The organism is Capnocytophaga sp. oral taxon 902 (assembly GCF_013394735.1).
Classification (GTDB): Bacteria; Bacteroidota; Bacteroidia; order Flavobacteriales; family Flavobacteriaceae; genus Capnocytophaga; species Capnocytophaga ochracea.
This window is the reverse complement of the sequence record NZ_CP058261.1, coordinates 2,477,846-2,500,284: the sequence shown is the minus strand read 5'-3', so window position 1 is coordinate 2,500,284 and position 22,439 is coordinate 2,477,846. Positions and strand designations below refer to the sequence as shown.

At 38.1% G+C, this 22,439-nt stretch carries 21 protein-coding genes; 18 read left to right on the top strand and 3 right to left on the bottom strand.

Annotated features, from left to right (window positions below; translation table 11 throughout):
* Positions 1-17: 17 nt before the first annotated feature.
* Both HW278_RS10710 and HW278_RS10705 read right to left on the bottom strand, forming a co-directional pair.
* Positions 18-1,787 (bottom strand): GDSL-type esterase/lipase family protein, encoded by a 1,770-nt coding sequence (locus tag HW278_RS10710; RefSeq protein WP_178977800.1) that lies wholly within the window; start codon positions 1,785-1,787, stop codon positions 18-20.
* Positions 1,788-1,859: 72 nt separating this feature from the next.
* The gene (locus HW278_RS10705) at positions 1,860-2,996 is read right to left on the bottom strand and encodes a trans-sulfuration enzyme family protein (protein WP_178977799.1); all 1,137 of its coding nucleotides are present in this window, start codon (positions 2,994-2,996) and stop codon (positions 1,860-1,862) included.
* A 523-nt stretch (positions 2,997-3,519) separates the two neighbouring features.
* On the opposite strand from HW278_RS10705, the gene HW278_RS10700 reads away from it, so the two are divergent.
* The 17 genes from HW278_RS10700 to HW278_RS10620 all read left to right on the top strand — a co-directional run bounded on the left by HW278_RS10700 (position 3,520) and on the right by HW278_RS10620 (position 19,633).
* Positions 3,520-4,284 carry a hypothetical protein gene (locus HW278_RS10700; protein ID WP_178977798.1) on the top strand — a complete coding sequence of 255 codons (765 nt, stop codon included), beginning with the start codon at positions 3,520-3,522 and terminating at the stop codon, positions 4,282-4,284.
* Between the two features lie 11 nt (positions 4,285-4,295).
* A complete protein-coding gene (locus HW278_RS10695; protein WP_178977797.1) occupies positions 4,296-5,855 on the top strand; it encodes a hypothetical protein in 1,560 nt (519 codons plus the stop codon).
* The gene (locus HW278_RS10690) at positions 5,836-6,657 is read left to right on the top strand and encodes a hypothetical protein (RefSeq protein ID WP_178977796.1); all 822 of its coding nucleotides are present in this window, start codon (positions 5,836-5,838) and stop codon (positions 6,655-6,657) included. The genes HW278_RS10695 and HW278_RS10690 overlap by 20 nt, the downstream gene beginning before the upstream one ends.
* 5 nt (positions 6,658-6,662) lie before the next feature.
* Positions 6,663-7,508: a hypothetical protein gene (locus tag HW278_RS10685; protein ID WP_178977795.1), complete on the top strand. Its 846-nt coding sequence runs from the start codon at positions 6,663-6,665 to the stop codon at positions 7,506-7,508.
* 157 nt (positions 7,509-7,665) lie between these two features.
* Complete coding sequence (locus HW278_RS10680; RefSeq protein ID WP_002671404.1) at positions 7,666-8,667, top strand: AAA family ATPase; 1,002 nt, start codon at positions 7,666-7,668, stop codon at positions 8,665-8,667.
* Between the two features lie 102 nt (positions 8,668-8,769).
* On the top strand, positions 8,770-8,946 hold the full coding sequence (locus tag HW278_RS10675) for a hypothetical protein (RefSeq protein ID WP_178977794.1): 177 nt from the start codon (positions 8,770-8,772) through the stop codon (positions 8,944-8,946).
* 15 nt (positions 8,947-8,961) lie between these two features.
* Entirely contained in the window at positions 8,962-9,825 is an 864-nt protein-coding gene (locus HW278_RS10670) for a DUF58 domain-containing protein (RefSeq protein WP_009411879.1), read from the top strand.
* 45 nt (positions 9,826-9,870) lie between these two features.
* Entirely contained in the window at positions 9,871-11,511 is a 1,641-nt protein-coding gene (locus tag HW278_RS10665; RefSeq protein WP_178977793.1) for a hypothetical protein, read from the top strand.
* Between the two features lies 1 nt (position 11,512).
* Positions 11,513-12,514 carry a vWA domain-containing protein gene (locus tag HW278_RS10660; RefSeq protein WP_178977792.1) on the top strand — a complete coding sequence of 334 codons (1,002 nt, stop codon included), beginning with the start codon at positions 11,513-11,515 and terminating at the stop codon, positions 12,512-12,514.
* A gap of 26 nt (positions 12,515-12,540) precedes the next feature.
* Positions 12,541-12,993, top strand: a complete 453-nt coding sequence (locus HW278_RS10655; protein WP_178977791.1) for an HYC_CC_PP family protein — start codon at positions 12,541-12,543, stop codon at positions 12,991-12,993.
* An 86-nt stretch (positions 12,994-13,079) separates the two neighbouring features.
* On the top strand, positions 13,080-15,335 hold the full coding sequence (locus HW278_RS10650) for a TonB-dependent receptor (RefSeq protein WP_178977790.1): 2,256 nt from the start codon (positions 13,080-13,082) through the stop codon (positions 15,333-15,335).
* Positions 15,336-15,411: 76 nt separating this feature from the next.
* The gene (locus HW278_RS10645; RefSeq protein ID WP_178977789.1) at positions 15,412-15,762 is read left to right on the top strand and encodes a heavy-metal-associated domain-containing protein; all 351 of its coding nucleotides are present in this window, start codon (positions 15,412-15,414) and stop codon (positions 15,760-15,762) included.
* Positions 15,763-15,881: 119 nt separating this feature from the next.
* The gene (locus tag HW278_RS10640; RefSeq protein WP_009422336.1) at positions 15,882-16,781 is read left to right on the top strand and encodes a DnaJ C-terminal domain-containing protein; all 900 of its coding nucleotides are present in this window, start codon (positions 15,882-15,884) and stop codon (positions 16,779-16,781) included.
* Between the two features lie 2 nt (positions 16,782-16,783).
* The gene (locus tag HW278_RS10635; RefSeq protein ID WP_009422326.1) at positions 16,784-17,056 is read left to right on the top strand and encodes a chaperone modulator CbpM; all 273 of its coding nucleotides are present in this window, start codon (positions 16,784-16,786) and stop codon (positions 17,054-17,056) included.
* Between the two features lie 88 nt (positions 17,057-17,144).
* Complete coding sequence (locus tag HW278_RS10630; RefSeq protein ID WP_178977788.1) at positions 17,145-17,504, top strand: hypothetical protein; 360 nt, start codon at positions 17,145-17,147, stop codon at positions 17,502-17,504.
* Between the two features lie 84 nt (positions 17,505-17,588).
* On the top strand, positions 17,589-18,416 hold the full coding sequence (locus HW278_RS10625; protein WP_178977787.1) for an S-adenosyl-l-methionine hydroxide adenosyltransferase family protein: 828 nt from the start codon (positions 17,589-17,591) through the stop codon (positions 18,414-18,416).
* 137 nt (positions 18,417-18,553) lie between these two features.
* On the top strand, positions 18,554-19,633 hold the full coding sequence (locus HW278_RS10620; RefSeq protein ID WP_034554435.1) for an efflux RND transporter periplasmic adaptor subunit: 1,080 nt from the start codon (positions 18,554-18,556) through the stop codon (positions 19,631-19,633).
* Between the two features lie 8 nt (positions 19,634-19,641).
* Here the strand turns inward: HW278_RS10620 and HW278_RS10615 are convergent, their stop codons facing one another.
* A complete protein-coding gene (locus HW278_RS10615) occupies positions 19,642-20,199 on the bottom strand; it encodes an L-threonylcarbamoyladenylate synthase (protein ID WP_178958572.1) in 558 nt (185 codons plus the stop codon).
* 36 nt (positions 20,200-20,235) lie between these two features.
* On the opposite strand from HW278_RS10615, the gene HW278_RS10610 reads away from it, so the two are divergent.
* The gene (locus tag HW278_RS10610; protein WP_178977786.1) at positions 20,236-22,428 is read left to right on the top strand and encodes an FUSC family protein; all 2,193 of its coding nucleotides are present in this window, start codon (positions 20,236-20,238) and stop codon (positions 22,426-22,428) included.
* The last annotated feature ends 11 nt before the right edge of the window (positions 22,429-22,439 follow it).

Sequence of the window (22,439 nt, the reverse complement as noted above, 5' to 3'; positions counted from 1 at the left end):
TTATCTATCTTGTTATGTTATCTATGTAAATTGTCTTTTTTTTCTTTAATAGTATCTTTATGCACTTTATTTGTAATATTCTGTACTGCCTGAATTGTTGATGGTTGTACTCGCTGAGTCGTTGGTGATTGCACTCGCTGAGTAGTCGCACTTTGTACTCGTTGAGTCGTTGTACTTTGCACTCGTTGAGTCGTTGTACTTTGCACTCGCTGAGTAGTCGCACTTTGTACTCGTTGAGTCGTTGTACTTTGCACTCGTTGAGTCGTTGTACTTTGCACTCGTTGAGTCGTTGTACTTTGCACTCGTTGAGTCGTTGTACTTTGTACTCGTTGAGTTGTTACAGTTTGTGTTCTTGTTCTATTTACATTAGGTTGAGTAGTAGGAGTAACGGTTCGTACTGTTTGAATTTCTTTTATTCTTTCTTGGAACACATCAGCTTTTTCACTATTACGAGGATCTTTATAGTGCTCATACTCTTCCATAAGTTTATTATAGATGAGGTGGGCTACTTTTTTAGCTCCTCTTGGATTAAAGTGAGTATAGTCTTTACCTGCTAACGGTGGATTTGCCTCTACCCATTGTTTCATAGAGCCTCTACCCCCCATCAGTTCATATAAATTAATAAAACCAGAGCGAGTATCTTGTGCATATTTCCGTTGTGCATTTGCCAAAGGTACTACTGCTTTATCGGTTTGCATCTCCATCTCTACTTTAGTAGACTTATCGGCGGTAGAGATAACAAGAATTGAGGTATGAGGGAAGCAAGCTCTTATCTGGTTAATCACCTTTGTCATTCCGCGTTCATACCACGAATAATCGAGTGTACCGTAATTGAGTACATTAGCACCAAAGTGTAATACTACAAGGTCATATCCGCCTAACGCTCTATCGAAAGCTCTCATTAAATCAGGATTAAAGAGCGATAAGGGTAAGCCTGAGTTACCTCTGCTTGAAAAGTTATCTATATATACGCCTTTACCTTGCATTGAGCCCACTCCATAAATAGGAATAGAATCGGACTTATAGAAAGTAATACGCACTGATTTAGTGTTTGCCCCTTCGGTTAAAGGCAATACATTCAGCAATTTATCAGTGTCTAATGATTTTACTACCCTTACAGTATCGTTATAGGCAATTTCTACTTTTGCTTCTTTATTACCAGAAGCACCATAGAACAATGCTGGTGCATACAACTGACTAATATGAGCTTGGTTTGATGACCTATATTGTACCCACGTGCCATTGCCTTGTGTAAAGAACACTTGCCCAGAGACACCAAAAGGACGTTTAGGGCGTTTTACATTCACATAAGATTGGGTTTTCCAAGTATTGGAATAAGAATGGAATACGCTTCCTCTTGATTTAGCCGACTCAGAAGCAATGGGCAAAAAGCCAATTCCTAACCCCCCGAAAGCGTTTTGGAAAAGAGCTCTCAAATCTTGCACGATGAGGTCGCCATCAGTCATCGAATCGCCGTAATAAGCGATTCTTATTTTACCATTTTTAGTTTGTTCTAACTCTTCTAATTTTTTAAAGAAAGAAAAAAGATACTGGTCAGACTTTTTAAGTCGTTGTTCTTGTGCTAAAGAATCATTGGCTTGGCTGAGTACTTTGTCGATTTCTTTACCTGAAATGGCTTCCAACATTAAGCTATCTACTACTACATTGCTTCCTGAGGCTTTAGTTTCGGGAAAAATACGCGCGGGTAAGCAGTTCTTAAATCCAATGAAAATGAGTGTTGCAAATAAAACAATAAGAAAAGATTGTTTAAAATAGGGTGTCTTCACAAGTTAGCTTCTTTTTCTTCCAGCGGGCAAAGATACAAATAAATAATGAATCAACAGCAAATTTTTTACAAATTATTTTTCTAAGGCTTGTTTAAAATCGGCGATAAGGTCGTCAGCATCTTCAATTCCTACTGCTACGCGGATGAGTGTACGGGTAACGCCTCGTGCTACTTTTTCTTCTTCGGGGAACTCGGTGTGAGTAAGTGAACTGGGGTGAGTTACCAATGTTTCGACTCCTCCTAAGCTCACTGCAAAAAGGGCTACTTTTAGACTCTCGAAAAACTTTTTGGCTTTGGCTTCGGTTTTTACTGTAAAAGAAAATACTGAACCTCCACCAGAAGCTTGGCGTTCTTGTATTGCTTTTCCTTTATTTTGTGTATCAGTAGGATAATACACCTTTTCTACTTCGGGGTGCGTTTTAAGGAAATCTAATAGTTTAAGGGTATTGGCTTGTGCTTTTTCGACTCTTAGTTTAAGGGTTTTCATACTGCGCAAGAGCAACCAGCTATCAAACGGAGAAAGCAATGCCCCTATGGCTACTTGTGCAAAACGTATTTTCTCGGCTAAGGTTTCATCATTTACCACCACAGCTCCTGCGATGATATCGTTATGACCTCCTAAATATTTGGTAGCACTGTGTAATACTATGTCGGCTCCTAACTCTAAAGGGCGTTGTAACACGGGCGACATAAAGGTATTATCGACCATAGTGAGCAGATTATGTTTCTTGGCGATTTCTATTACCCCGCATATATCGGTAACGTCTAACAGAGGATTGGAGGGTGTTTCTATAAAGATGGCTTTTGTATTAGGGCGAATAGCTTTCTCTATTTTGGTTAGGTCGGTCATATCGACAAAAGTAGCTTCAAAACCAAATTTACTGAAAATATCGTGCATAATGCGATAAGTACCTCCGTAGATATCTAAGCCTAACACAAAATGGTCGCCTGTTTTAAACATTGTAAAAACAGAAGAAATGGCAGCCATACCCGATGAGAATCCGAATCCGTGTATGCCACTTTCTAATTGAGCTATAAGACTTTCAAAATCCTTACGAGTAGGGTTTGAAACGCGTCCGTATTCAAACTCTTGTTCTACACCGTATTCTTCAATAGGGAAAGTAGAAGCCATATTGATGGTGCTTCCCCAGTTTTCTGTGTTTTTATTGGCAGTTCTTACGCCGTGAATGGCTTTAGTTTCAAACTTCATTTCTTATATCTTTGCTATTAGAGCGACAAAAGTAGTACTTTTTTATATGTTACGCAAAAAAAGTTAATTATTAATGATGAATGGTCAGTGGTTAATGGTTAATGGTTAATGGTGAATTAGAGGTAGGGAATTATACAAAGATTATAGGAAACTTATAGGATAGATGGACAAAGAGTGGGGTTACAGTGGCTCTACAGTGGGTCTACAGTGGCTCTACAGTGGCTCTACAGTGGCTCTACAATGAATGAAAAGTGAATGAAAAGTGAATGAAAAGTGACTAATGAATGAAAGATAAATGAACAAATTATAAATGTAAGATGAATGTAAGGCGGAGGTAAGGAACTAGTAGGATGAACAAAAAAGGTGCAAGCCACACGGACAGATGAAGAGGGACGAGAAGTAAATATATAAAAAGAGTTCTTTCGCAGAAAATAAAGTTTGTTTTTGGAATATTCAAAATAAATAACTACTTTTGTTGCGATATTTATAATATCAACTAAAAATTAGAATAAGTATCATTATTATGTCAAAAGATAAAATAAACAAGTCTTTATCAGAATATACTGATGATGATTTTAGCGAAAAGGAGATGGCTTTTTATGAGAGTTGCCTCAACTCAGATGAAGCGCAACAGATAGAAGAAGCACAGAAAAAGAAAGTACAATCACAAAAAAATAAGCTGATTGTAATAGATGGAGCACAATTTCAGTTTGGGGCACATTTAGCAACGTTTAAACCCCTTACTAAAACATCTAAGATACAAGGAAAACTTGTAGGTACTATTGTAGAGAGACAACCGATGAACTTTACTTTTGCCGATGGTTTTCAAGTGATTTCCTTGGGGCAATGGGAGGAATATGGCACGGTGAAATTTCAGAACAACGCAGTGATATTGCAAGGCTCAGAAATTAGCTATACAGGACAAATGCCAGGGTCTAACACAGTTGAGACAGGGAAAGCAAAATGCATACAATCAGGACAGAAAAAGAGTTTTGAAGGGATAGACACGACAGACGCAACTTTTCTTGCTTATACAACAAAACCTAAAGTGGTAGAATTTTATGCTGCTGATAGAAGTTCAGATGAAATAAGAGATACTGAATACGAAGAGATGATATATTTAAAAGTGAATACCTATGGTTTGAAGGGACAAAGAATTACAATAGAGTTAGGCACCCCAGAAATAGGTTATGAATATAATGGCGAACGACTTGTAGACAATACTTTGAAAGACTATTTGGTACAATACGATGAAGAGAGAATAGAACTAAAAGTTGTAAAACCTTAAAAAATAGAATTATGCCAGTTACAACATTTACCCTTAAAGTACCCAGTATAGGGTATGAAAAAACAATATCTTTGACAGTGAACGAGAAACCTAATTTCACAGTCTTTACAGAACCTTTCCTTAATGATCCTGAAGATATTAGCTATAATTTAGACCGCTATATTAAAGAAGATACTCAAGCGGGTAGTATTACTAAATGCACTAAGGGGAGAGAACTTTACGACCAATATTACCTAAAAAACAGAATAAGAATAGGTTCTGAAGATTATATTCCTTCTTATCTTCGTATGTTTGAAAAACATAAGGAAAAGACAGGAAGAGAGGTGTTATTGTCTCTTAAAATAACTTATAACGATAGGGATAAATTAATAAAAGACAAAATAACCTTGGACTATGACGCCTCTTTGTTTGAAATAGGGTTCACCGATGATGGTACAACTATAAATACTAAAGAATTTGTTTTCGAAAAGAAATATTTTACTGAAGATTTCTATACTATTCCCGTAGAGAACAAAAATGGCGAAAATTATTTTGATGTATTCGCCCCAACAAGTAATGATCCTACGGATAAAGAACCTTTTATGATACACAAATTGCTTATCAGATGTAAAAAAGGGTTTTCAGAGGAGCAAAAAGTAACTTTTTTAAATAAGAAAGGGCAAAAAGTAGGGCTTTTAATCATAAAGCCTACTACCGAAGTTTATCATTCTAAAAGGAAATTTAGGTTTATAAAAGTTTTTCGCAAATCGCATAAAGAAAATGATTTTAGAAAGATTAATAGAGATATTTTAAAACAAAATGTAAGGGATGAAAAGTATAAAACTATAGACTTTGAGTTGCTTACTAAGACTCCTAATGACTTTGATGAGAATATAAGGTTATTCTATAAATATCTTTGCAATAATTATTATAGCAGGCTAAGGGTTGTTTATCCTCCAGAAATAGAGATTGAAGAGATGGAAATTGAGGATATCTCATTTGCAGATGAAAATTTTTACAAACAGATACGACACCTGTATATAGATAAAAAACAGCTAAAAGAAGAAGAGTATAAAAATCTTGTTTTAGTATTTTTAAGTCCGTTAGAATATAGTAATCACGGAGCTGCTATATCCTATGATAATGTATATATGTTCTCTATGATTGTATATATTCTTTCATCGGAATCTGTATTGCACGAGACCGCTCACAAAATGGGATTACCTCATATCTTTGAAGATCAATATATAGATGAATCTATTGGGAGGGCTATAAAAAGTGTAAAAACCTCTAAGGAAAACTGTGAAGAATGGATTTCTAAGTACCAAAAAATGAAAGGTAATACAATTACTTTTGGAACAGAAACTATTACTAAGGCTGAACTTGAAAAAAGGATAAAAGCTGAGCAAAAAAATATCCCCATAAAAGAGCAGATGTTAGAGTTCTTGCAAAAAATGAAACGTTATCACCAGATTTATTTTGCAGAAGGGATTTCAAATAACATAATGGACTATGCAAGTCAGCATTTTGGGTTCTTTGAGTTTCAGTTTGAAATTATTAAAAAGTTAAACGATGAATACCACCATATTTAAAATAGCTATTATTACTGTATTATGTACCCTTGTTTCTTGTGGGATAAAAACACAAACGAGAGAGAGTTCTGATATAAAAGAATTTCTTAGGGACTTACAATATGCTATAATGCATAAAAAAACAGGAATTTATGATTATCCTAATATTAAATGTAAATATTCAGTAGTAAAAGGAAATCTTAACGGAGAACTTTTATTTAGTTATGATGTAACGAAAAATAATGAAGGCTACTACTATAAAGAGAAAGATACATTTTTTTACGCTAATTTTGAGAAAAATACTCCCAGAGGATATTTGGTAAATGAAAGGTTTGGAGCTTATCATTACTATCACTCTTTATGTTTAATATTAAATATTATAGTGCGAATAGATGGAGAACGCGTAGAATTAGATAAAATTTTAAGTGGTAGAGGGATGTTAAACGCTAATGGGAAAAAAGAAGATTTTTGGATAGAAAGTAATAACTTGGGACAAAAATCAAAAGGTTGTTATAAAAATGGGATAAAAGATGGCTATTGGGATGAAACAATAGGACATACAAGAGGAATAGGCTACTATGTCAATGGGAAAAAGGAAGGTTACTGGATAGAAGATGGTCGTGTTTGTACAAGTAAGGGCTATTATGAAAAAGGAAAAAGAGAAGGTTTGTGGTTATTAGAATTTCCAAGCGAGGGGCATTATAAAGAACCTTATGAAAAAGACGGAGTATTAGTGATAGAATTTGTTCCACCAGCAGAAGGAGAAAAAGATATTATAAAAGCCTATTACAAAAACGATGTAGAAATTAAAGAAAATGAATAGAAACGATGAATACCACCATATTTAAAATAGCTATTATTATTGTATTGTGTACGCTCGTTTCTTGTGGAATAAAAACTTATACAAGAGACACGAATGATATAGGAGTTTTTCTTTATGATATGCATATATCTATGTTACATAAGGAGACAGGGAATTACGATTACCCTACTATTAAATCTAAATATTCAGTGGTTAAGGGGAAACTTAACGGAGCGTTTTTGTTGAGTTATGCCCCTAGAAAATTAGATGATAATTTAAATTTTTATAGAGGGGAAATGGATACTCTTTTTTATGCCAATTTTGAAAACAATACTCTCAAAGAAGGATATATAGTAAATAGACCCAATAATTGGAATTCAGAAACAAGTGATTACTATCGGTTTTTGTACTCTTATTTGGACTATGAAATACGAATAAATGGAGAGAGGATAGATTTGAGAAGCTTTAATTATGAAGGAAAAGGGGTGTTAAATGCTAATGGAAAAAAAGAAGATTTTTGGGTAGAAAGTAATAACTTGGGACAAAAATCAAAAGGTTGTTATAAAAATGGGATAAAAGATGGCTATTGGGAAGAAGTAAACGAAGATGATAGAAATAAAGGCTACTATGTTGATGGGAAAAAGGAAGGATATTGGGAAGAGAAAAATCAGTATTTTACAAGTAAGGGCTATTATGAAAAGGGAAAAAGAGAAGGGTTGTGGCTATTAGAATTTCCAAGCGAAGGGCACTATAAAGAACCTTATGAAAAAGACGGAGTATTAGTGATAGAATTTGTTCCCCCAGCTGAAGGAGAAAAAAGAATTATAAAAAGATATTACAAAAATGATGTAGAAATTAAAGAAAATGAATAGAAACGATGAATACCACCATATTTAAAATAGTTGCTCTTGGCTATTCACAAAAATATTTGTCGGTTTAGTAAGAAAAAAATACTTTTGTAACCCGTACTAATAACAAGACGGCACAGTATTTGTATTAAAGAAAAACGCTAAAAAAATAATTTGTACTATGGAACAAAGAACATCTGTAGATATCAGTCAGATAAACGAAATGATAGAGCGTGAAAGTGTGTTTATCGATGCGCTCACCAATGAGATGAACAAGGTGATTGTAGGGCAAAAACATATGGTAAATGCCCTGCTTATAGGGTTATTAGGCAAAGGACATATCCTCTTGGAAGGGGTACCTGGGCTAGCAAAAACGCTATCCATCAACACCCTTGCTAAATCAGTACACGGGTCGTTTAGCCGTATCCAGTTTACGCCGGACTTATTGCCTGCCGATGTGATAGGAACAATGACCTACAACATCAAACAAAACGAGTTTTCTATAAAAAAGGGACCTATCTTTGCGAACTTTGTATTGGCTGACGAGATTAACCGTGCGCCTGCCAAAGTACAGTCTGCCCTATTGGAAGCAATGCAAGAGCGACAAGTAACCATTGGTGATTCGACCTTTAAGTTAGACGCTCCTTTTATGGTAATGGCAACTCAGAACCCTGTAGAGCAAGAAGGAACTTACCCACTACCCGAGGCACAAGTAGACCGTTTTATGCTTAAAACAGTTATTGATTATCCTAAATTGGACGAAGAGCAACGGATTATGCGCGACAACCTCAGCAATAGTTATGCAGTGGTGAACCAAACAGTGAGTTTGGAACAAATCCTAAAAGCACAAACAGCCGTGCGCGAGGTGTATATGGACGAAAAGATTGAGAAATACATCTTAGACATTGTTTTTGCGACTCGTTATCCTGAAAAATACAACTTGGCAGAGCTTAAACCACTTATTAGCTTTGGGGCATCGCCACGTGGTAGTATCAACTTGGCAATGGCGGCAAAATGTTATGCTTTCATCAAACGTCGTGGTTATGTAATTCCTGAGGACGTACGTGCGGTAGTATTTGACGTATTGCGCCATCGTATCGGTATCACCTATGAAGCAGAGGCTGAGAATATTACCTCAGTAGAGATGATTCACAAGATAGTGAATACTATTGAAGTACCATAGGAGGTAAAAGATAAAAGGTAAAAGGTAAAAGGTAAAAGGTAAAGCCAGCAAGGGCTCACAGTTGGGTATGTGAATGAGTGGCAGTATTTGGGGTATCAAACAATGATAGAAGTACTCGAAATAGGCGAACCTAAAGCAGAGGTGAAAAACTACAAGGAGAGGCTTTCTCGGTGTGGTTACGACTTGCCGTGGGACGAAAAAAAGTTTGATATACAAAGCATCAATGAGCAACTCATTGCTGATGTACAAGACAATTACGAGAGTTTTAAAAGGCATTAAAATAGTTAATTAATTTTGGATACTAAAGAACTATTAAAGAAGGTACGCAAGATAGAGATAAAGACGCGCAAACTCTCCGATAATATTTTCGGAGGGGAGTATCACTCTACCTTCAAAGGTCGGGGTATGACTTTCAGCGAAGTACGTCCGTACCAGTTTGGTGATGATATTCGCAATATCGACTGGAACGTAACGGCGCGCTACAACGAGCCTTTTGTAAAAGTATTTGAAGAGGAACGCGAACTTACGCTTATGTTGATGATAGACGTGAGCGGTAGTGAGCTTTTTGGCACGAAACAGGAATTCAAAAGTGAAGTGATTACCGAAATAGCAGCTACCTTGGCGTTCTCAGCTTTACAGAATAACGACAAAACGGGCTTGATACTCTTTTCTGACCAAATAGAACTGTATATTCCACCTAAAAAAGGGAAATCGCACGTGTTGCGCATCATCAGAGAGCTTATAGAGTTTCAGCCCAAAAGTTTTAAGACTAATATCTCGGAGGCTTTACAGTTCCTCAGTAGGGTAACGAAGAAAAAAGCGATTGTGTTTATGCTCTCGGACTTTATGGATAAAGGCTATGAGAAACCTATACAGATAGCTGCCAGAAAACACGATATTACCGGTATTCGCATTTATGACAAAAAAGAAACTGAACTACCTAACTTAGGTTATGTGATGGTAAAAGATGCTGAAACGGGAGCGCTGATGCGTGTGAACACCGCTTCATCGGCAGTGCGAAATGAATATGCAAAACAATATCACGAGACGGTGAACTATTTTGAGACGCTTTGGCAAAAATCGGGTGCAGGGGTAGTGAGCTGTAGAGACGATGAGAGTTATACCCAAAAGCTGTTGGGATACTTTAAAAATAGGTAAGAGATAAGAAGAGGTAAGAGACTAAATTAAGTATTAAGCGGTAAAATGAGACGAATATTATATTTCATATTAATATTATTTGTATTTCCTACTCTTTACGCACAAGAGGTGAAGGTAGAGACTAATACAAAGAACATAAAAATAGGAGAACAGATAGAATACAAGATATCGGTAGAAGCCCCTGCTGATGCGGCTGTGGTATTTCCGGAAGGACAGAGTTTTAGTCCGCTAGAAATGGTAAAAGCCGACCCTACTGATACCTTGAAAGAGGGAGGTAAGTTTCGTTTGGAAAAAGCCTACTACCTTACCCAATTTGATGAAGGGAAGTACACCATTCCGCGACAAAGGATACACATCAGTAACAAAGACTACTATACCGATTCGCTACTCGTAGAAGTACATACCGTAGCGGTAGATACGCTCAAACAGCCTTTATACGACATTAAACCTATTACCGAGGTAGCCTCACCTACGGCTTCACGTATGTGGTTATGGATTATTTTAGGAATTATAGGACTCCTTTTAGTAGCAAGTGGATTATACTTCTTCGTCTTCCGCAAGAGAAAACTAACGGCTGAAGAAGAGCGCAAAAAGTTACCTCCTTTTGAGCGCGCCATACAAGACCTAAAAGACTTACAAAATTCTAAATACCTTATAGAATCGCAACACAAAGCCTATTATACTCGGCTTACCGATATTGTAAAAGAATACTTGGAAGACGAGGTGCATATTTTAGCCAAAGAGAGTACCACAGATGAGCTTCTGGCTAAAATTAATGTTTTGCAAGAAGCAGGAAAGCTACACTTATCGGAAGAAACTATCAGTAACCTCAAACGGGTATTACAAAATGCCGACTTGGTGAAATTTGCCAAGAGTAAGCCCTCGGACAACAATGCTGAATACGACCGTGAGACTATTGAGAATGTGGTTATCAAAACCAAAGAGGCTATCCCTGTGGTAGTAGCCGAAGGGGAAGTACCTACACAAGACGCTTTCGCAATGAGCGTACTGAAAATAAGAGAACGCAGAAAAAGACGCAACCGAGTGGCTCTTATCGTCGCGCTTTGTTTTGTAGTATTAGCTCCTGTATTGCTTATGGGATATAGTATCTTGTACAACAAATACTTCAATACTTATGCGAGTATCAATCGCAGCGAGTGGGTAACAAGTGATTACGGTTATCCTATTACTGAGCTCACTACCCCAGAGATACTCATTCGCAAGCAAATAGTAGACGTGACGGAATACAAATCGATTATAGATAAGCAATATACTTTCTATTACGGCAGTCTTAATTCACCTTTATACATAATGACCAATATCATTACCTTTAAGAAAGACGCCCAACATACAGCACCTCAACAAGAGGAACAAGGCGGTGGACTTACCTTAGACCCACAAAAGGTGAATGAAATAGTGCTTTCGCAATTGGATAAAGCTAAGGCGAAGAACATCACTACCTTGCAGGAAGAATACACCTCGCCCGGCGGTGCAAAAGGTATAAAAGTTTTTGGCAAAATGAGTATTCCTAATGAGAAAGGTAAATATTTTAGCGCTTCTTATGAGCTGTACAGTTTTACTGAAAACAATGCACTCCAACAAGTTCTTATCACCCATATAGACGAACCTAACGCCGATAAGATAGCACAAAGAGTTATCAATTCTATTGTATTTAAAACAGAATAATATGCTTAAAAATATTACTTTCGCCAATCCACAGTTCTTTTGGTTACTATTAGTCTTACCACTAATGGTGGCGTGGTATTGGCATTGGAATAAGAAATCTAAACCGAATGTAACTATATCTTCCACTATCGCTTTTAAGAAGATGAGTTCGTGGAAAGACCATTTATACCATTCTTTATTTGCCTTGCGCTTATTGGCAGTGGCCTTATTAATTATAGCATTAGCACGCCCACAAACCCATTCAGAAAACGCACACACAAAGATTACTGATGGGATAGATATTGTAATGGCAATAGACGTATCGGCGAGTATGCTTTCAAAAGACTTAAAGCCTAACCGTTTTGAAGCACTAAAAAAGGTAGCTTCACAATTTGTAAAAGACCGTCCTAACGACCGTATTGGACTTGTTATCTACGCAGGGGAAAGTTATACTAAAACTCCTGTGACTACGGATAAAGGTATTATCTTAAACGCTCTTTCTGAACTTACTTATGGACAAATAGAAGACGGCACAGCCATCGGTATGGGACTGGCAACGGCTGTAAACCGACTCAAAGAAAGTAAAGCCAAGAGTAGAGTTATTATCCTCCTTACCGATGGGGTGAACAACACAGGGTTTATAGACCCACAAACCGCAGCTGAGTTGGCTGCTGAGTATGGTATTAGAGTATATACAATAGGGATAGGCTCCAATGGAACGGCGCTCTCTCCTTACGCACTCAATCCTGACGGTAGCATAATGTACCGTATGTTACAAGTGGAAATAGATGAGCCTCTAATGAAAAAGATAGCTGAAGTAACACACGGGAGATACTTTCGTGCCACTGACAACCAGAAGCTCCAACAGATTTACAATGAAATCAACAAGATGGAGACTACCAAAATTGAAGAGTTTAAATACACTGAGGTAGATGAGAAGTTCAGACCCTTAGCGATAATTGCTGTGGTTTTATTACTTCTTGAGTTTTTATTAAAAAATACTATCTTTAGAAACGAAATATAAAAAATTGTCGTATCTTTGCCCCCGCAATGAAAAGAAAACTTATCAACATATTATTATCAGCGCTTATCCTGTTCTCCAATTCAGGGTGGGCGATTACTTTTCATTATTGCAAAGAAACCTTATCGTCAGTGTCCTTAGAGTACCCTACTTCTGCAAGTGAAGAAGAGGAAGACTGTACTACAATGGACTCTTGTTGTGCTTCAGATGACGATGAGAACGAAACAGAAACTTCACATAAAAAATGTTGTGACGACACATCTATCACTTCTTCTATTTCTGATAGTACATCGGTAGTAAAGGTATTGGAGTTGCAATTACAGCTCTTTGTAATAGCTACCCCTACCCTACCCATATTAGAGGAGGTAAGCATTACTGAGACGGTAAAGAAATCTATCACTACTGATTTCTTTACACAGCTGAATGCTCCGCCTCTGTACGAATTGTACTGCCAGAGAGTGTTTTATTCAAGTAACAGGTAAAAGATAAAAGGTAAGAGGTAAACTCCTTTACCTCTGTTTTCTAATCCTTAAATTCTAATTCCTGAACTGAATAAAACAGAACAATAATGTACAAAAAATATATCTTTTTATTAGGGCTATTGTTGCCCTTGTCGCTCTTTGCTCAAAATTTTAGCAAAGGGTCTGTAATCGATGAAAACAAGACGCCACTTATAGGTGCTGATGTATATTGGGAAGGTACCCAAATAGGGACTTCTACTGATAACGAAGGAGCTTTTACCTTAAAACGACCTGAGGGAAGTTCTACTTTAGTAGTAAGCTATGTAGGGTATAAAAAGAAAACTGTGAAAGTAAGCGGTAACACACCCTTACACATTCAGTTAGAGCCTGAAACTACTTTAGAAGAGGTAGTAGTAAGCTACAAACGTGCTAATACAATGAAATCGCAGTGGCAAGTAGCCGATGTGCACACAATGAGCAGTGGGGAACTGCTGAAAGCCGCTTGTTGCAACCTATCGGAGAGTTTTTCTACCAATCCGTCGATTGATGTGAACTTCTCAGACGCTGTTACGGGTAACAAACAGATAAAGATGTTAGGTTTGACCAGTCCGTACATATTAATGGCAGAGGAGAATATTCCTACGATGCGCGGAGCTTCGCAAGCCTACGGACTCTCATTTGTGCCTGGTACGTGGATTGAGAGTATCCAGATTACCAAAGGAGCAGGGAGTGTGATTAACGGGTATGAAAGTATTTCGGGGCAAATCAATTATGAAATAGAGAAACCTATCAGTGCCATTCCTTTTTTCTTGAACTTATACGCATCGGAGGATAACCGCTACGAAATCAACGCCCATACCAATAAAAAGCTCTCTGATAAATGGGCAACTACCCTCTTTGCTCACGGCAATGTGCGTCAGCAAAAAGCTGACCACAATCACGATGGTTTTATAGATAACCCGATAGGTAACCAAATCAACTTGTTGAATCGTTGGCAATACGCCGATGCTCAAAAGGGTTGGGTAGGCTTTTTGAACCTCCATTATATGAAAGATGAGCGCCAGGCAGGTGAATTGCGCTTTAATCCGCTGACTGACAAAGGAACTACGAATGCTTGGGGCAGTGAGGTAAACTCCGAACGCCTCAGCGCATCTAACAAAATAGGGTATGTATTTCCTGATACGCCTTATAAGAGCATAGGCTTACAGAACTCTTTTCAATCGCACAAGCAGGATTCCTACTTTGGTTTGAATCGCTATGATATACACCAAAAAAGTTGGTATGGCAACTTGATATACAACTCCATCATCACCAATACCAAGCACAAGTTTGCCACAGGGCTCAACGGTACTTACGACGATTACAACGAGATGCTTAGTACTAGAGCTCTCACAGGGGATTTTTCACGTGTAGACCGCTCGGTAGGTGCCTTCTTTGAATACACTTACGACAATTTAAGCAACTTCAGTTTTGTGGCAGGGGTACGCGCCGACAGTCATAATCACTTAGGAAACTTTATCACTCCACGCTTACACGTGCGTTACAATCCTTGGAAGCAAGCTACTTTTAGAGTATCGGCAGGACGAGGCAAACGAGCTGCTAATGTGATTGCTGAGAACCAACAGCTCTTGGCTTCTGCACGAGAGTTTACTATCGTAGGAAGTAATGGTGGTAAGCTCTACGGTTTGAACCCTGAAATCGCTTGGAATTACGGCGTGAGCTTTTTGCAAGCGTTTAAAGTATTGGGCAAGAACGCTGAGTTCTCTATAGACTTCTACCGCACTGATTTTGACAATCAAGTAGTAGTAGATTTGGATAACTCACCCCAACAAGCCTTGTTTTATAACCTGAATGGTAATAGCTTTGCTAACTCTTTACAAGCTGAGTTCAGCATCACACCTGTCAAAGGTTTGGACTTTAAAGCAGCCTACAAGTATTACGATGTGCAAACACAGTTTACCAAAGGACAATTGGAGAAGACCCTTACTCCAAAACACCGTTGGTTTGCCAATGTAGCTTACGAGACTCCCGAGCGTCACGAGAACAACCATTCGCAATGGAAGTTTGATGTAACTTTCAATTGGTTAGGAGAACAACGCTTACCTACTACGGCTACGAACCCAGTGGCTTATAGGCTTAACGATTACGCTCCCTCATTTGCTACACTCAATGCCCAAATCACCAAAGTATTCTCTAAGACTTTTGAGATATATGTAGGCGGTGAAAATATCACCAATTATAAACAAGAGAACGGAATTTTGGCTGCCAACGACCCTTTTGGTGCGTATTTTGATAGTACTATGCAGTACGCTCCTGCTTTCGGACAGATGTATTACGCAGGACTAAGATTTAAAATTCTATAATTAGCAAATAATCGTTAGTGGTTAGAAAGCTAACGATTAATGACTAAAAACGAACAACTAATAAGTATTTTTCAGAATGAAAACACGTATTTTATTATGGATAGCTTTGAGTTTCTTTGGACTCACTACCGCAAGTGCTCAACAAGCACCTAACAAAAACAAGAAAGTAGAGTTTACCGTAGGAGGCAATTGTGAACAGTGCAAAGCGCGCATAGAAAAAGCAGCTTACAGTGTAAAAGGCGTAAAGAGCGCTAATTGGAACATCAAGAGTGGGAATATGACCCTTATTTTTGACGAACGCAAATGTAGCGAAAGCGATGTACAAAAAGCCATTGCCAAAGTAGGACACGACGCAGGCAAAGAACGCGCTGACGACGAAGTGTACAATAAGTTACACCACTGTTGCTTGTACCAACGCTTGCCTTAGAACCTAAGCAAAAACACAATCGTAGGAAGAGATAAGTCCATCTCTTCCTATTTTTTTATCATTTGTATACAAAATATATCAAATAAAGTAGTATCTTTGCGACTGTTAAATTATTAGAGATGATAGATTACTATAAAACCTTAGGGGTAGAAAAAACTGCTACCCAAGACGATATAAAGAAGGCTTACCGCAAGTTGGCGCGCAAGTATCACCCTGATATGAACCCCAACGATAAGACGGCAGAGCAGAAATTTAAAGAGATTAACGAGGCTAACGAAGTACTTAGCAATCCTGAAAACCGTGCTAAATACGACAAGTATGGCGAACACTGGAAATACGGAGAAGAGTACGAAAAAGCCCAACAACAGCAACGCTCCCAAGGTGGTTTTGGAGGATTTGAAGGCTTTGGCGGAGGTAACTACTCTGAGGGAGACTATTCTGATTTCTTCAGAGATATGTTCGGCGGACGGACTTCGGGATTTGGTAGAGGTTACGGTAGTGCCTCAGGTAAGTTTAAAGGACAGGATATTTTTGCGGATATGTCGCTACCACTGCGAGAAGTGGCAACTGCTCAGCAACGTACTTTTACGGTGAACGGCAAGAATATACGTATTACAGTACCTGCGGGGGTATATGAAGGGTTGCAAATTAAGCTAAAGGGTCACGGATACGAAGGATATAACGGAGGACCTAACGGTGATTTGTATATCACTTTCCATATTGAACCCGACGCTCAGTTTGAACGCAATGGCAACGATTTGAAAACTACTGTAAATATCGACCTATATACAGCTATGCTAGGAGGCGAAGTACAGATAGATACCCTCAGTGGTAAAGTGAAAATGAAAGTAGCTCCTGAGACACAAAATGGCACTACGGTGCGCTTAAAAGGTAAAGGTTTTCCTGTGTACAAGCAAGAAGGCTCATTTGGCGACCTTTTTGTAACGTATCAAGTACAATTGCCTAAAAATCTTACGGAACAACAAAAAGCATTATTTGAACAACTTAAAAATTCATAATTATGAAAGATAGAATTTCAAGAGAAGACATCGTTCGTTTGTACAATATAGAAATCACATTCTTTGACGATTTAGAATCAAGCGGACTTATAGAAACGGAAGTGATTGACAACACTACTTATCTGCATTACGACCAGCTTTCGGCTTTTGAACGTTTTACTAATTGGCATTACGACCTTGATGTGAATATGGCTGGGTTGGAGATTATTCATAGGCTATTACAACAAATTGAAGAATTAAAGGGAGTGAGATTGGAGGTAAAAGATAATGGTTAATGATTAATGGTTAATTTGGGAGAAGCTTATAGAAAGCTTATAGGAAAGACGGTGCGAGCCGCACGGGTAGTCGTAGCACGACAGGCAGGTGCGAGCGGCACAGACAGATAAACAATTAACGAAGAAAAGACGAACAAAAGACGAACAAAAGACGAACAAAAGACGAACAAAAGACGAACAAAAGACGAACAAAAGACGAACAAAAGACGAACAAAAGACGAACAAAAGACGAACAAAAGACGAACAAAAGACGAACAAAAGACGAACAAAAGACGAACAAAAGACGAACAAAAAACGAACAAAAAACGGTGCGAGCCGCACGAGCAGATGGAGAAAGAACGAACAAATGACGGTGCGAGCCACACGGGCAGATAAACAAATGACGAAGGAAGGGCAAACAAATGACGAAGAAATGATGAAGGATAATCGGGGAAAGCTTAAGGATTGATTATTGCAGATTTAAAGGAGGTATGTTAACTTCATACTTATATATTTATGCTGTTTTAAACTTGATATCATTATAACAAAAGGAATGAAAATCATTACATTAACTACTGATTTTGGTTTACGAGATTACTCGGTGGGAGCTGTAAAGGGTGCTATTTATAGTAAGTGCCCCGAAGCTTGCGTGGTAGATATCTCGCATTTGATATCACCTTTTGATGTGTTTCAAGCTGCCTTCATCTTAAAGAATGCTTATGTACATTACCCAAAAGGGAGTATACATATCATAGGAGTAGATGCGGAGCGCACTCCTGAGAAAAGGCATATGGTAATGAAACTGAACGGGCATTATTTTATCGGGGCTGATAACGGTATTTTTCATCTTTTAGCAGAAGATAAAAAGAACGCTGAACTGTATGAAATAAAAGGCGAACAAAGCACTGAACTTTTCCCTACGCTGTATTCATTCCCTTTGATTGCCAAGAAAATATGCGAAAATATCCCCCTTAACAAAATAGGCAAGAAAACCGATACGTATTTAGAGGCTACTCATTTTAAACCAGAGATATCTGCTGATAAACGTTTCGTTTACGGTACGATTATTTATATTGACCACTATGGCAATGCGGTGAGCAATATCAGTAGGAAATTATTTGAAGAAATAAGGCAGAATAGAGCTTTTGAGGTTATCTTTAATATGTATACTTTCAAAAAGATTTATAACCAATACAGCGAATTTATTGATTTTAGTGTTCCTCTCGACCTTCGCGCTCCTGATGGAAAACGAATGCTTCTGTTTAACGACCTCGACTATTTGCAGTGTAGTGTTTACAAAAGTGATACTCATACAGTAGGGGGAGCTTCTTCTTTATTAGACATCAATTACCTTGATAGAGTGAGCGTTCACTTCATTTAATAGCAAATAAAACAACCCAATGAAGAATGAGAAAAAAGTGAATGAAGATAAAAATATGGAAACTTTTTTTGTTTATTAAGTTTTTTGTTATACCTTTGCCCCCGATTTAGAACACTTAATACAGTAATTTAAGAAAAATGAAAAAAATAATTACTACAGTTATCATAATAGTCCTTGTAGGATTAATGGGGCTCCGCCTATATTCTAACAAACAGAAAAATGCTGAAGAGGTGGCTATTGTAGCCCAAAAAGAAGCCCAAGTAGCCGTGCGTGCTGCCAAAGTAACAGAAGAAAAAGTAGCCGACCTTTTTACGGCTAACGGTACTTTTGTAGCGGAACAAGACCTAAATGTATCTTCAGAAGTAGGAGGACAAGTCATAAAAATTTACGTAAAAGAGGGTGATTTTGTGAGAGCAGGGCAAGTATTGGCGCAAACAAAAGCCGACAGAACCAATGTGCAGTTAGACAATGCCAAAGCGGTACTCGAAACTGCAAAATCGGATTTAAAGCGCTTTGAAAGTGCTTACCAAACAGGAGGAGTTACGGCTCAACAATTGGAACAAGCGCGCTTGCAACTCAAAAACGCCCAAGCGAACTACAATTCGGCAGCTATCGTATCGGGTGATACAGCGGTGCGTAGTAAAATTAACGGGATTGTAACTAGCAAAGAGGTAGAAGAAGGAACACTTGTAAGTGCCGGACAGACGTTATTCAACGTGGTAAATATCGACAATTTGAAATTGAAAATTACCGTAGATGAAAGTCAAGTAGGAGAACTAAAAGTGGGTGAAGTCATCAAAATAAAACCTAGTACTTCCTCAGAATTAGTAGACGGAAAGATTATTTTTATCGCACCGAAATCTAATGGAGCTCTCAAATTCCCCGTAGAAATATTGGTAGCCAACAAAGACAAAAAGCTAAAAGCGGGAATGTATGCGACTGCACAGTTTGGCAGTGGTAATGATGAGGTTACAGCTCTTGTAGTACCTCATTCTGCTTTCGTGGGTAGTGTGAGCCAAAATAAAATTTTCAAAATAGTAAGTAGCAAAAATGCTAAAGGTCAGGAGGTGCTTAAAGCTGAAATGGCAAATGTGAAAAGCGGTCGCAACTTTGGTGATAAGGTAGAAATCATCAGCGGACTTACTGTTGGTGAAGAAGTGATTACCAGTGGACAAATTAATATAGATAACGGAACACCTGTGAAAATAGTAGAGTAACTTACTATTTATCTTAATATTTGAATCTCTCCGTCTGTATCAAACCTAATCAGACGTGAGGGATTTTTTATTTGGGTATCGTCTTGACGGTAAGGTACTACATAATCACATTGCGCAATAATTTGGGGATTAATGAGTTGGTAATACAAAGGTGTTGGCTCTCCACTGATATTAGCAGAAGTAGAGACTATGGGTTTGCCAAAATCGGCAATCATCTGTTGGCAGAACACATCTTGTACGACCCTAATGGCTACTGTATTATCAGCAGCTATCACATTCTTAGCCAAATGCAAAGGGTGACTATAAATAATAGTGGTAGGCTCTTGCAAGGTTTGAAGATAGGTAAGCACCTTAGGAGGTATATCAGTTACATAGTGCTGTAACATCACTGTATCACTCACTAAAATGATGAGGCTTTTGCTCTCACTGCGTTGTTTTATTTGGAAAATTTTAGCTACCGCTTTAGGATTTGTAGCATCGCACCCCAAACCCCAAACGGTATCGGTGGGGTATAGAATTATCTTTCCTGCCTTTAATATTTCAGTTATCAGATGGTTATTTGCCATTAGTTTTGTAATTTTGCCCGCAAATATATGTAAAAAATGTATACCTCCATCATATCATTCTTTAAAAGTTTTTCTTTCTTCAAAGGGTGCCTCAAAACCATTGCGGTGCTTATTCCCTTAGGGTTGGGCTATTGCTTTGACCTAATGGATATTGGCATACCTATAGCTTTGAGTGTGATTGCGATTTCGCCCAGTGATATTCCAGGGAATCAAAAACACCTTTACGGAGGTCTTTTAATAGCAACGCTATTAGCGATTCTCAGTTGTGTTTTAATAAATCTCACGGCTCCTTACGAATACTTATTACTGCCTACCATATTTCTACTCACCTTCGGAAACGCTTATATTTCGTTATACGGACATCGCGCTACAATGGTAGCTTTCGCGGGATTATTTGAGATAGCCTCTACTTTAGCCCACTTGCAAACAGGGTGGGGTATTGTTTTGTACAGTGGTTGTGTGTTATTAGGAGGTTTGTGGTACAGTGTATTAGTGTATATATTCCTAAAAATACGTCCGCGTTTGTACAGTGAACAGCTGTTAGGGAAGTGCTTTGCTCTTACGGCAGAGTTTTTTTCGGTAAGAGCTGATTTACTCATCGCCAAAGACAGAAGCGAGGGACTCAAAAAGCTCATCAACCTGCAAACAAGCCTCAATGAAAAATATGAAAAGCTCCGCGAAGCCGTACTTGATTCACGGAGCAAATCAGGTAAAACCGATTACCTGCAACGCCAATTTTTGATGTTTATAGAGCTAGTGGATATCTTCGAGCTAGCTTTAGCCAACCCCGTACAATATGAGAAAGTGGACAAGGCTTTTGCCGAGCATCGTGAATATTTACAAACTTATGTAGATTTCCTCAAAGAGCTATCGAGACAGCTACAACAAATGTCCGAATACATTGGGTCACGCAAAAAGATACAATTAGACAACTGTTTAAAAGACTTATTAACGCAAACCAAAGAGAAGAACGAAGCCTTGAAAGCACTTTCAGAAGTATCGGAAGAAGATAAAGAACGCGCTTTGCTGTTGCGAAATTTTTATATTTATATAGAAAGTCAATATCATTCTATTGAAAATATCCGACATATTTTTGAGAACTATTATAGCAACGATGCAGGGGTACGCGATGAGAGTACTTATCGCAAGTTTGTGAGTTACCAAAACTACTCGTGGCGACGGCTCAAAGACCATATATCTTTAAAATCTACCTTTTTTAGGCACGCAATGCGTCTATCTATAGTGGTATTTTTGGGTTACCTCATAGGTGATATATTCCCTATCAACAATGCCTACTGGATTATCCTTACCATCTTCATTATTATGCGCCCTGGTTTTGGGATTACCCAAGAGCGCTCACTCAGCAGGGTTTATGGCACTATGATTGGTGGGGTTGCCTCGTTTGCAGTAATTTACCTACTCCCCTACCCTAGCTTGTACCTCTATGTCGCTATTTTGTGTATGCCTATTGCTTTTGGGTTGATTCAGGAGAACTATATGTACGCCTCTATATTCATCACTATCAGTGCGATATTTATTTTTGCACTGATTACACCTAATGTTTACAGCCTTATTTATGACCGCCTATTGGATACCGTTATAGGTGTTGGGCTATCGTTTGCAGGGAATTATCTCATTTTGCCCACGTGGGAACACAATACTTATAGGGAAGCGGTCACCAAATCAGTAAAAGCTAATATCGGTTACTTACAGCAAGTAAAGGAGATTTTTAACACCGGAGAAGGGATTACCACTGCCTATAAAGTATCGCGCAAAGAAGCTGTGTTAGCACTCTCAAACCTAAATACCACCTTCCAACGAATGTTACAAGAGCCAAAGTTTATGCAGTACAAAAATCCATCAGTATACGGAATTATTGTAATACAGCAAGCCTTCTTAGCCTCTGTGGCTTCGTTTGGCATTAGGTTGAACAGCAAGAAAGTAACCTTCCCTAAATCGGTATTCAACGAGGCAATTGAGAGTCTTATAGCAGCCTTGCAACACTGTTTGACGTTACTTGTTGAACCTACGGCTACTGCTCAAACTGATTATAAAACGTCTATTGAACAATTTAATCAGTCCATTAGAGAAATAATAAACACTCCTCAAAATACAGATACCTCTTCACCTATCTCAATGCGAGAGACACAATTCTATGGAGAACAGTTCAACTATCTGTTTGGATTAGCGAAGAACTTAGAACAAGCTATTCGGTCTATCAATACGTAATAAAAACTAAG

Bases quoted from the DNA above. Each gene is read 5' to 3' on its own strand.
- HW278_RS10705 (WP_178977799.1), bottom strand. From the start codon at position 2,996: ATGAAGTTTGAAACTAAAGCCATTCACGGCGTAAGAACTGCCAATAAA.
- HW278_RS10615 (WP_178958572.1), bottom strand. From the start codon at position 20,199: ATGGCAAATAACCATCTGATAACTGAAATATTAAAGGCAGGAAAGATA.
- HW278_RS10640 (WP_009422336.1), top strand. From the start codon at position 15,882: ATGATAGATTACTATAAAACCTTAGGGGTAGAAAAAACTGCTACCCAA.
- HW278_RS10645 (WP_178977789.1), top strand. From the start codon at position 15,412: ATGAAAACACGTATTTTATTATGGATAGCTTTGAGTTTCTTTGGACTC.
- HW278_RS10650 (WP_178977790.1), top strand. From the start codon at position 13,080: ATGTACAAAAAATATATCTTTTTATTAGGGCTATTGTTGCCCTTGTCG.
- HW278_RS10625 (WP_178977787.1), top strand. From the start codon at position 17,589: ATGAAAATCATTACATTAACTACTGATTTTGGTTTACGAGATTACTCG.
- HW278_RS10660 (WP_178977792.1), top strand. From the start codon at position 11,513: ATGCTTAAAAATATTACTTTCGCCAATCCACAGTTCTTTTGGTTACTA.
- HW278_RS10675 (WP_178977794.1), top strand. From the start codon at position 8,770: ATGATAGAAGTACTCGAAATAGGCGAACCTAAAGCAGAGGTGAAAAAC.
- HW278_RS10655 (WP_178977791.1), top strand. From the start codon at position 12,541: ATGAAAAGAAAACTTATCAACATATTATTATCAGCGCTTATCCTGTTC.
- HW278_RS10610 (WP_178977786.1), top strand. From the start codon at position 20,236: ATGTATACCTCCATCATATCATTCTTTAAAAGTTTTTCTTTCTTCAAA.
- HW278_RS10680 (WP_002671404.1), top strand. From the start codon at position 7,666: ATGGAACAAAGAACATCTGTAGATATCAGTCAGATAAACGAAATGATA.
- HW278_RS10690 (WP_178977796.1), top strand. From the start codon at position 5,836: ATGAATACCACCATATTTAAAATAGCTATTATTACTGTATTATGTACC.
- HW278_RS10700 (WP_178977798.1), top strand. From the start codon at position 3,520: ATGTCAAAAGATAAAATAAACAAGTCTTTATCAGAATATACTGATGAT.
- HW278_RS10620 (WP_034554435.1), top strand. From the start codon at position 18,554: ATGAAAAAAATAATTACTACAGTTATCATAATAGTCCTTGTAGGATTA.
- HW278_RS10665 (WP_178977793.1), top strand. From the start codon at position 9,871: ATGAGACGAATATTATATTTCATATTAATATTATTTGTATTTCCTACT.
- HW278_RS10635 (WP_009422326.1), top strand. From the start codon at position 16,784: ATGAAAGATAGAATTTCAAGAGAAGACATCGTTCGTTTGTACAATATA.
- HW278_RS10695 (WP_178977797.1), top strand. From the start codon at position 4,296: ATGCCAGTTACAACATTTACCCTTAAAGTACCCAGTATAGGGTATGAA.
- HW278_RS10685 (WP_178977795.1), top strand. From the start codon at position 6,663: ATGAATACCACCATATTTAAAATAGCTATTATTATTGTATTGTGTACG.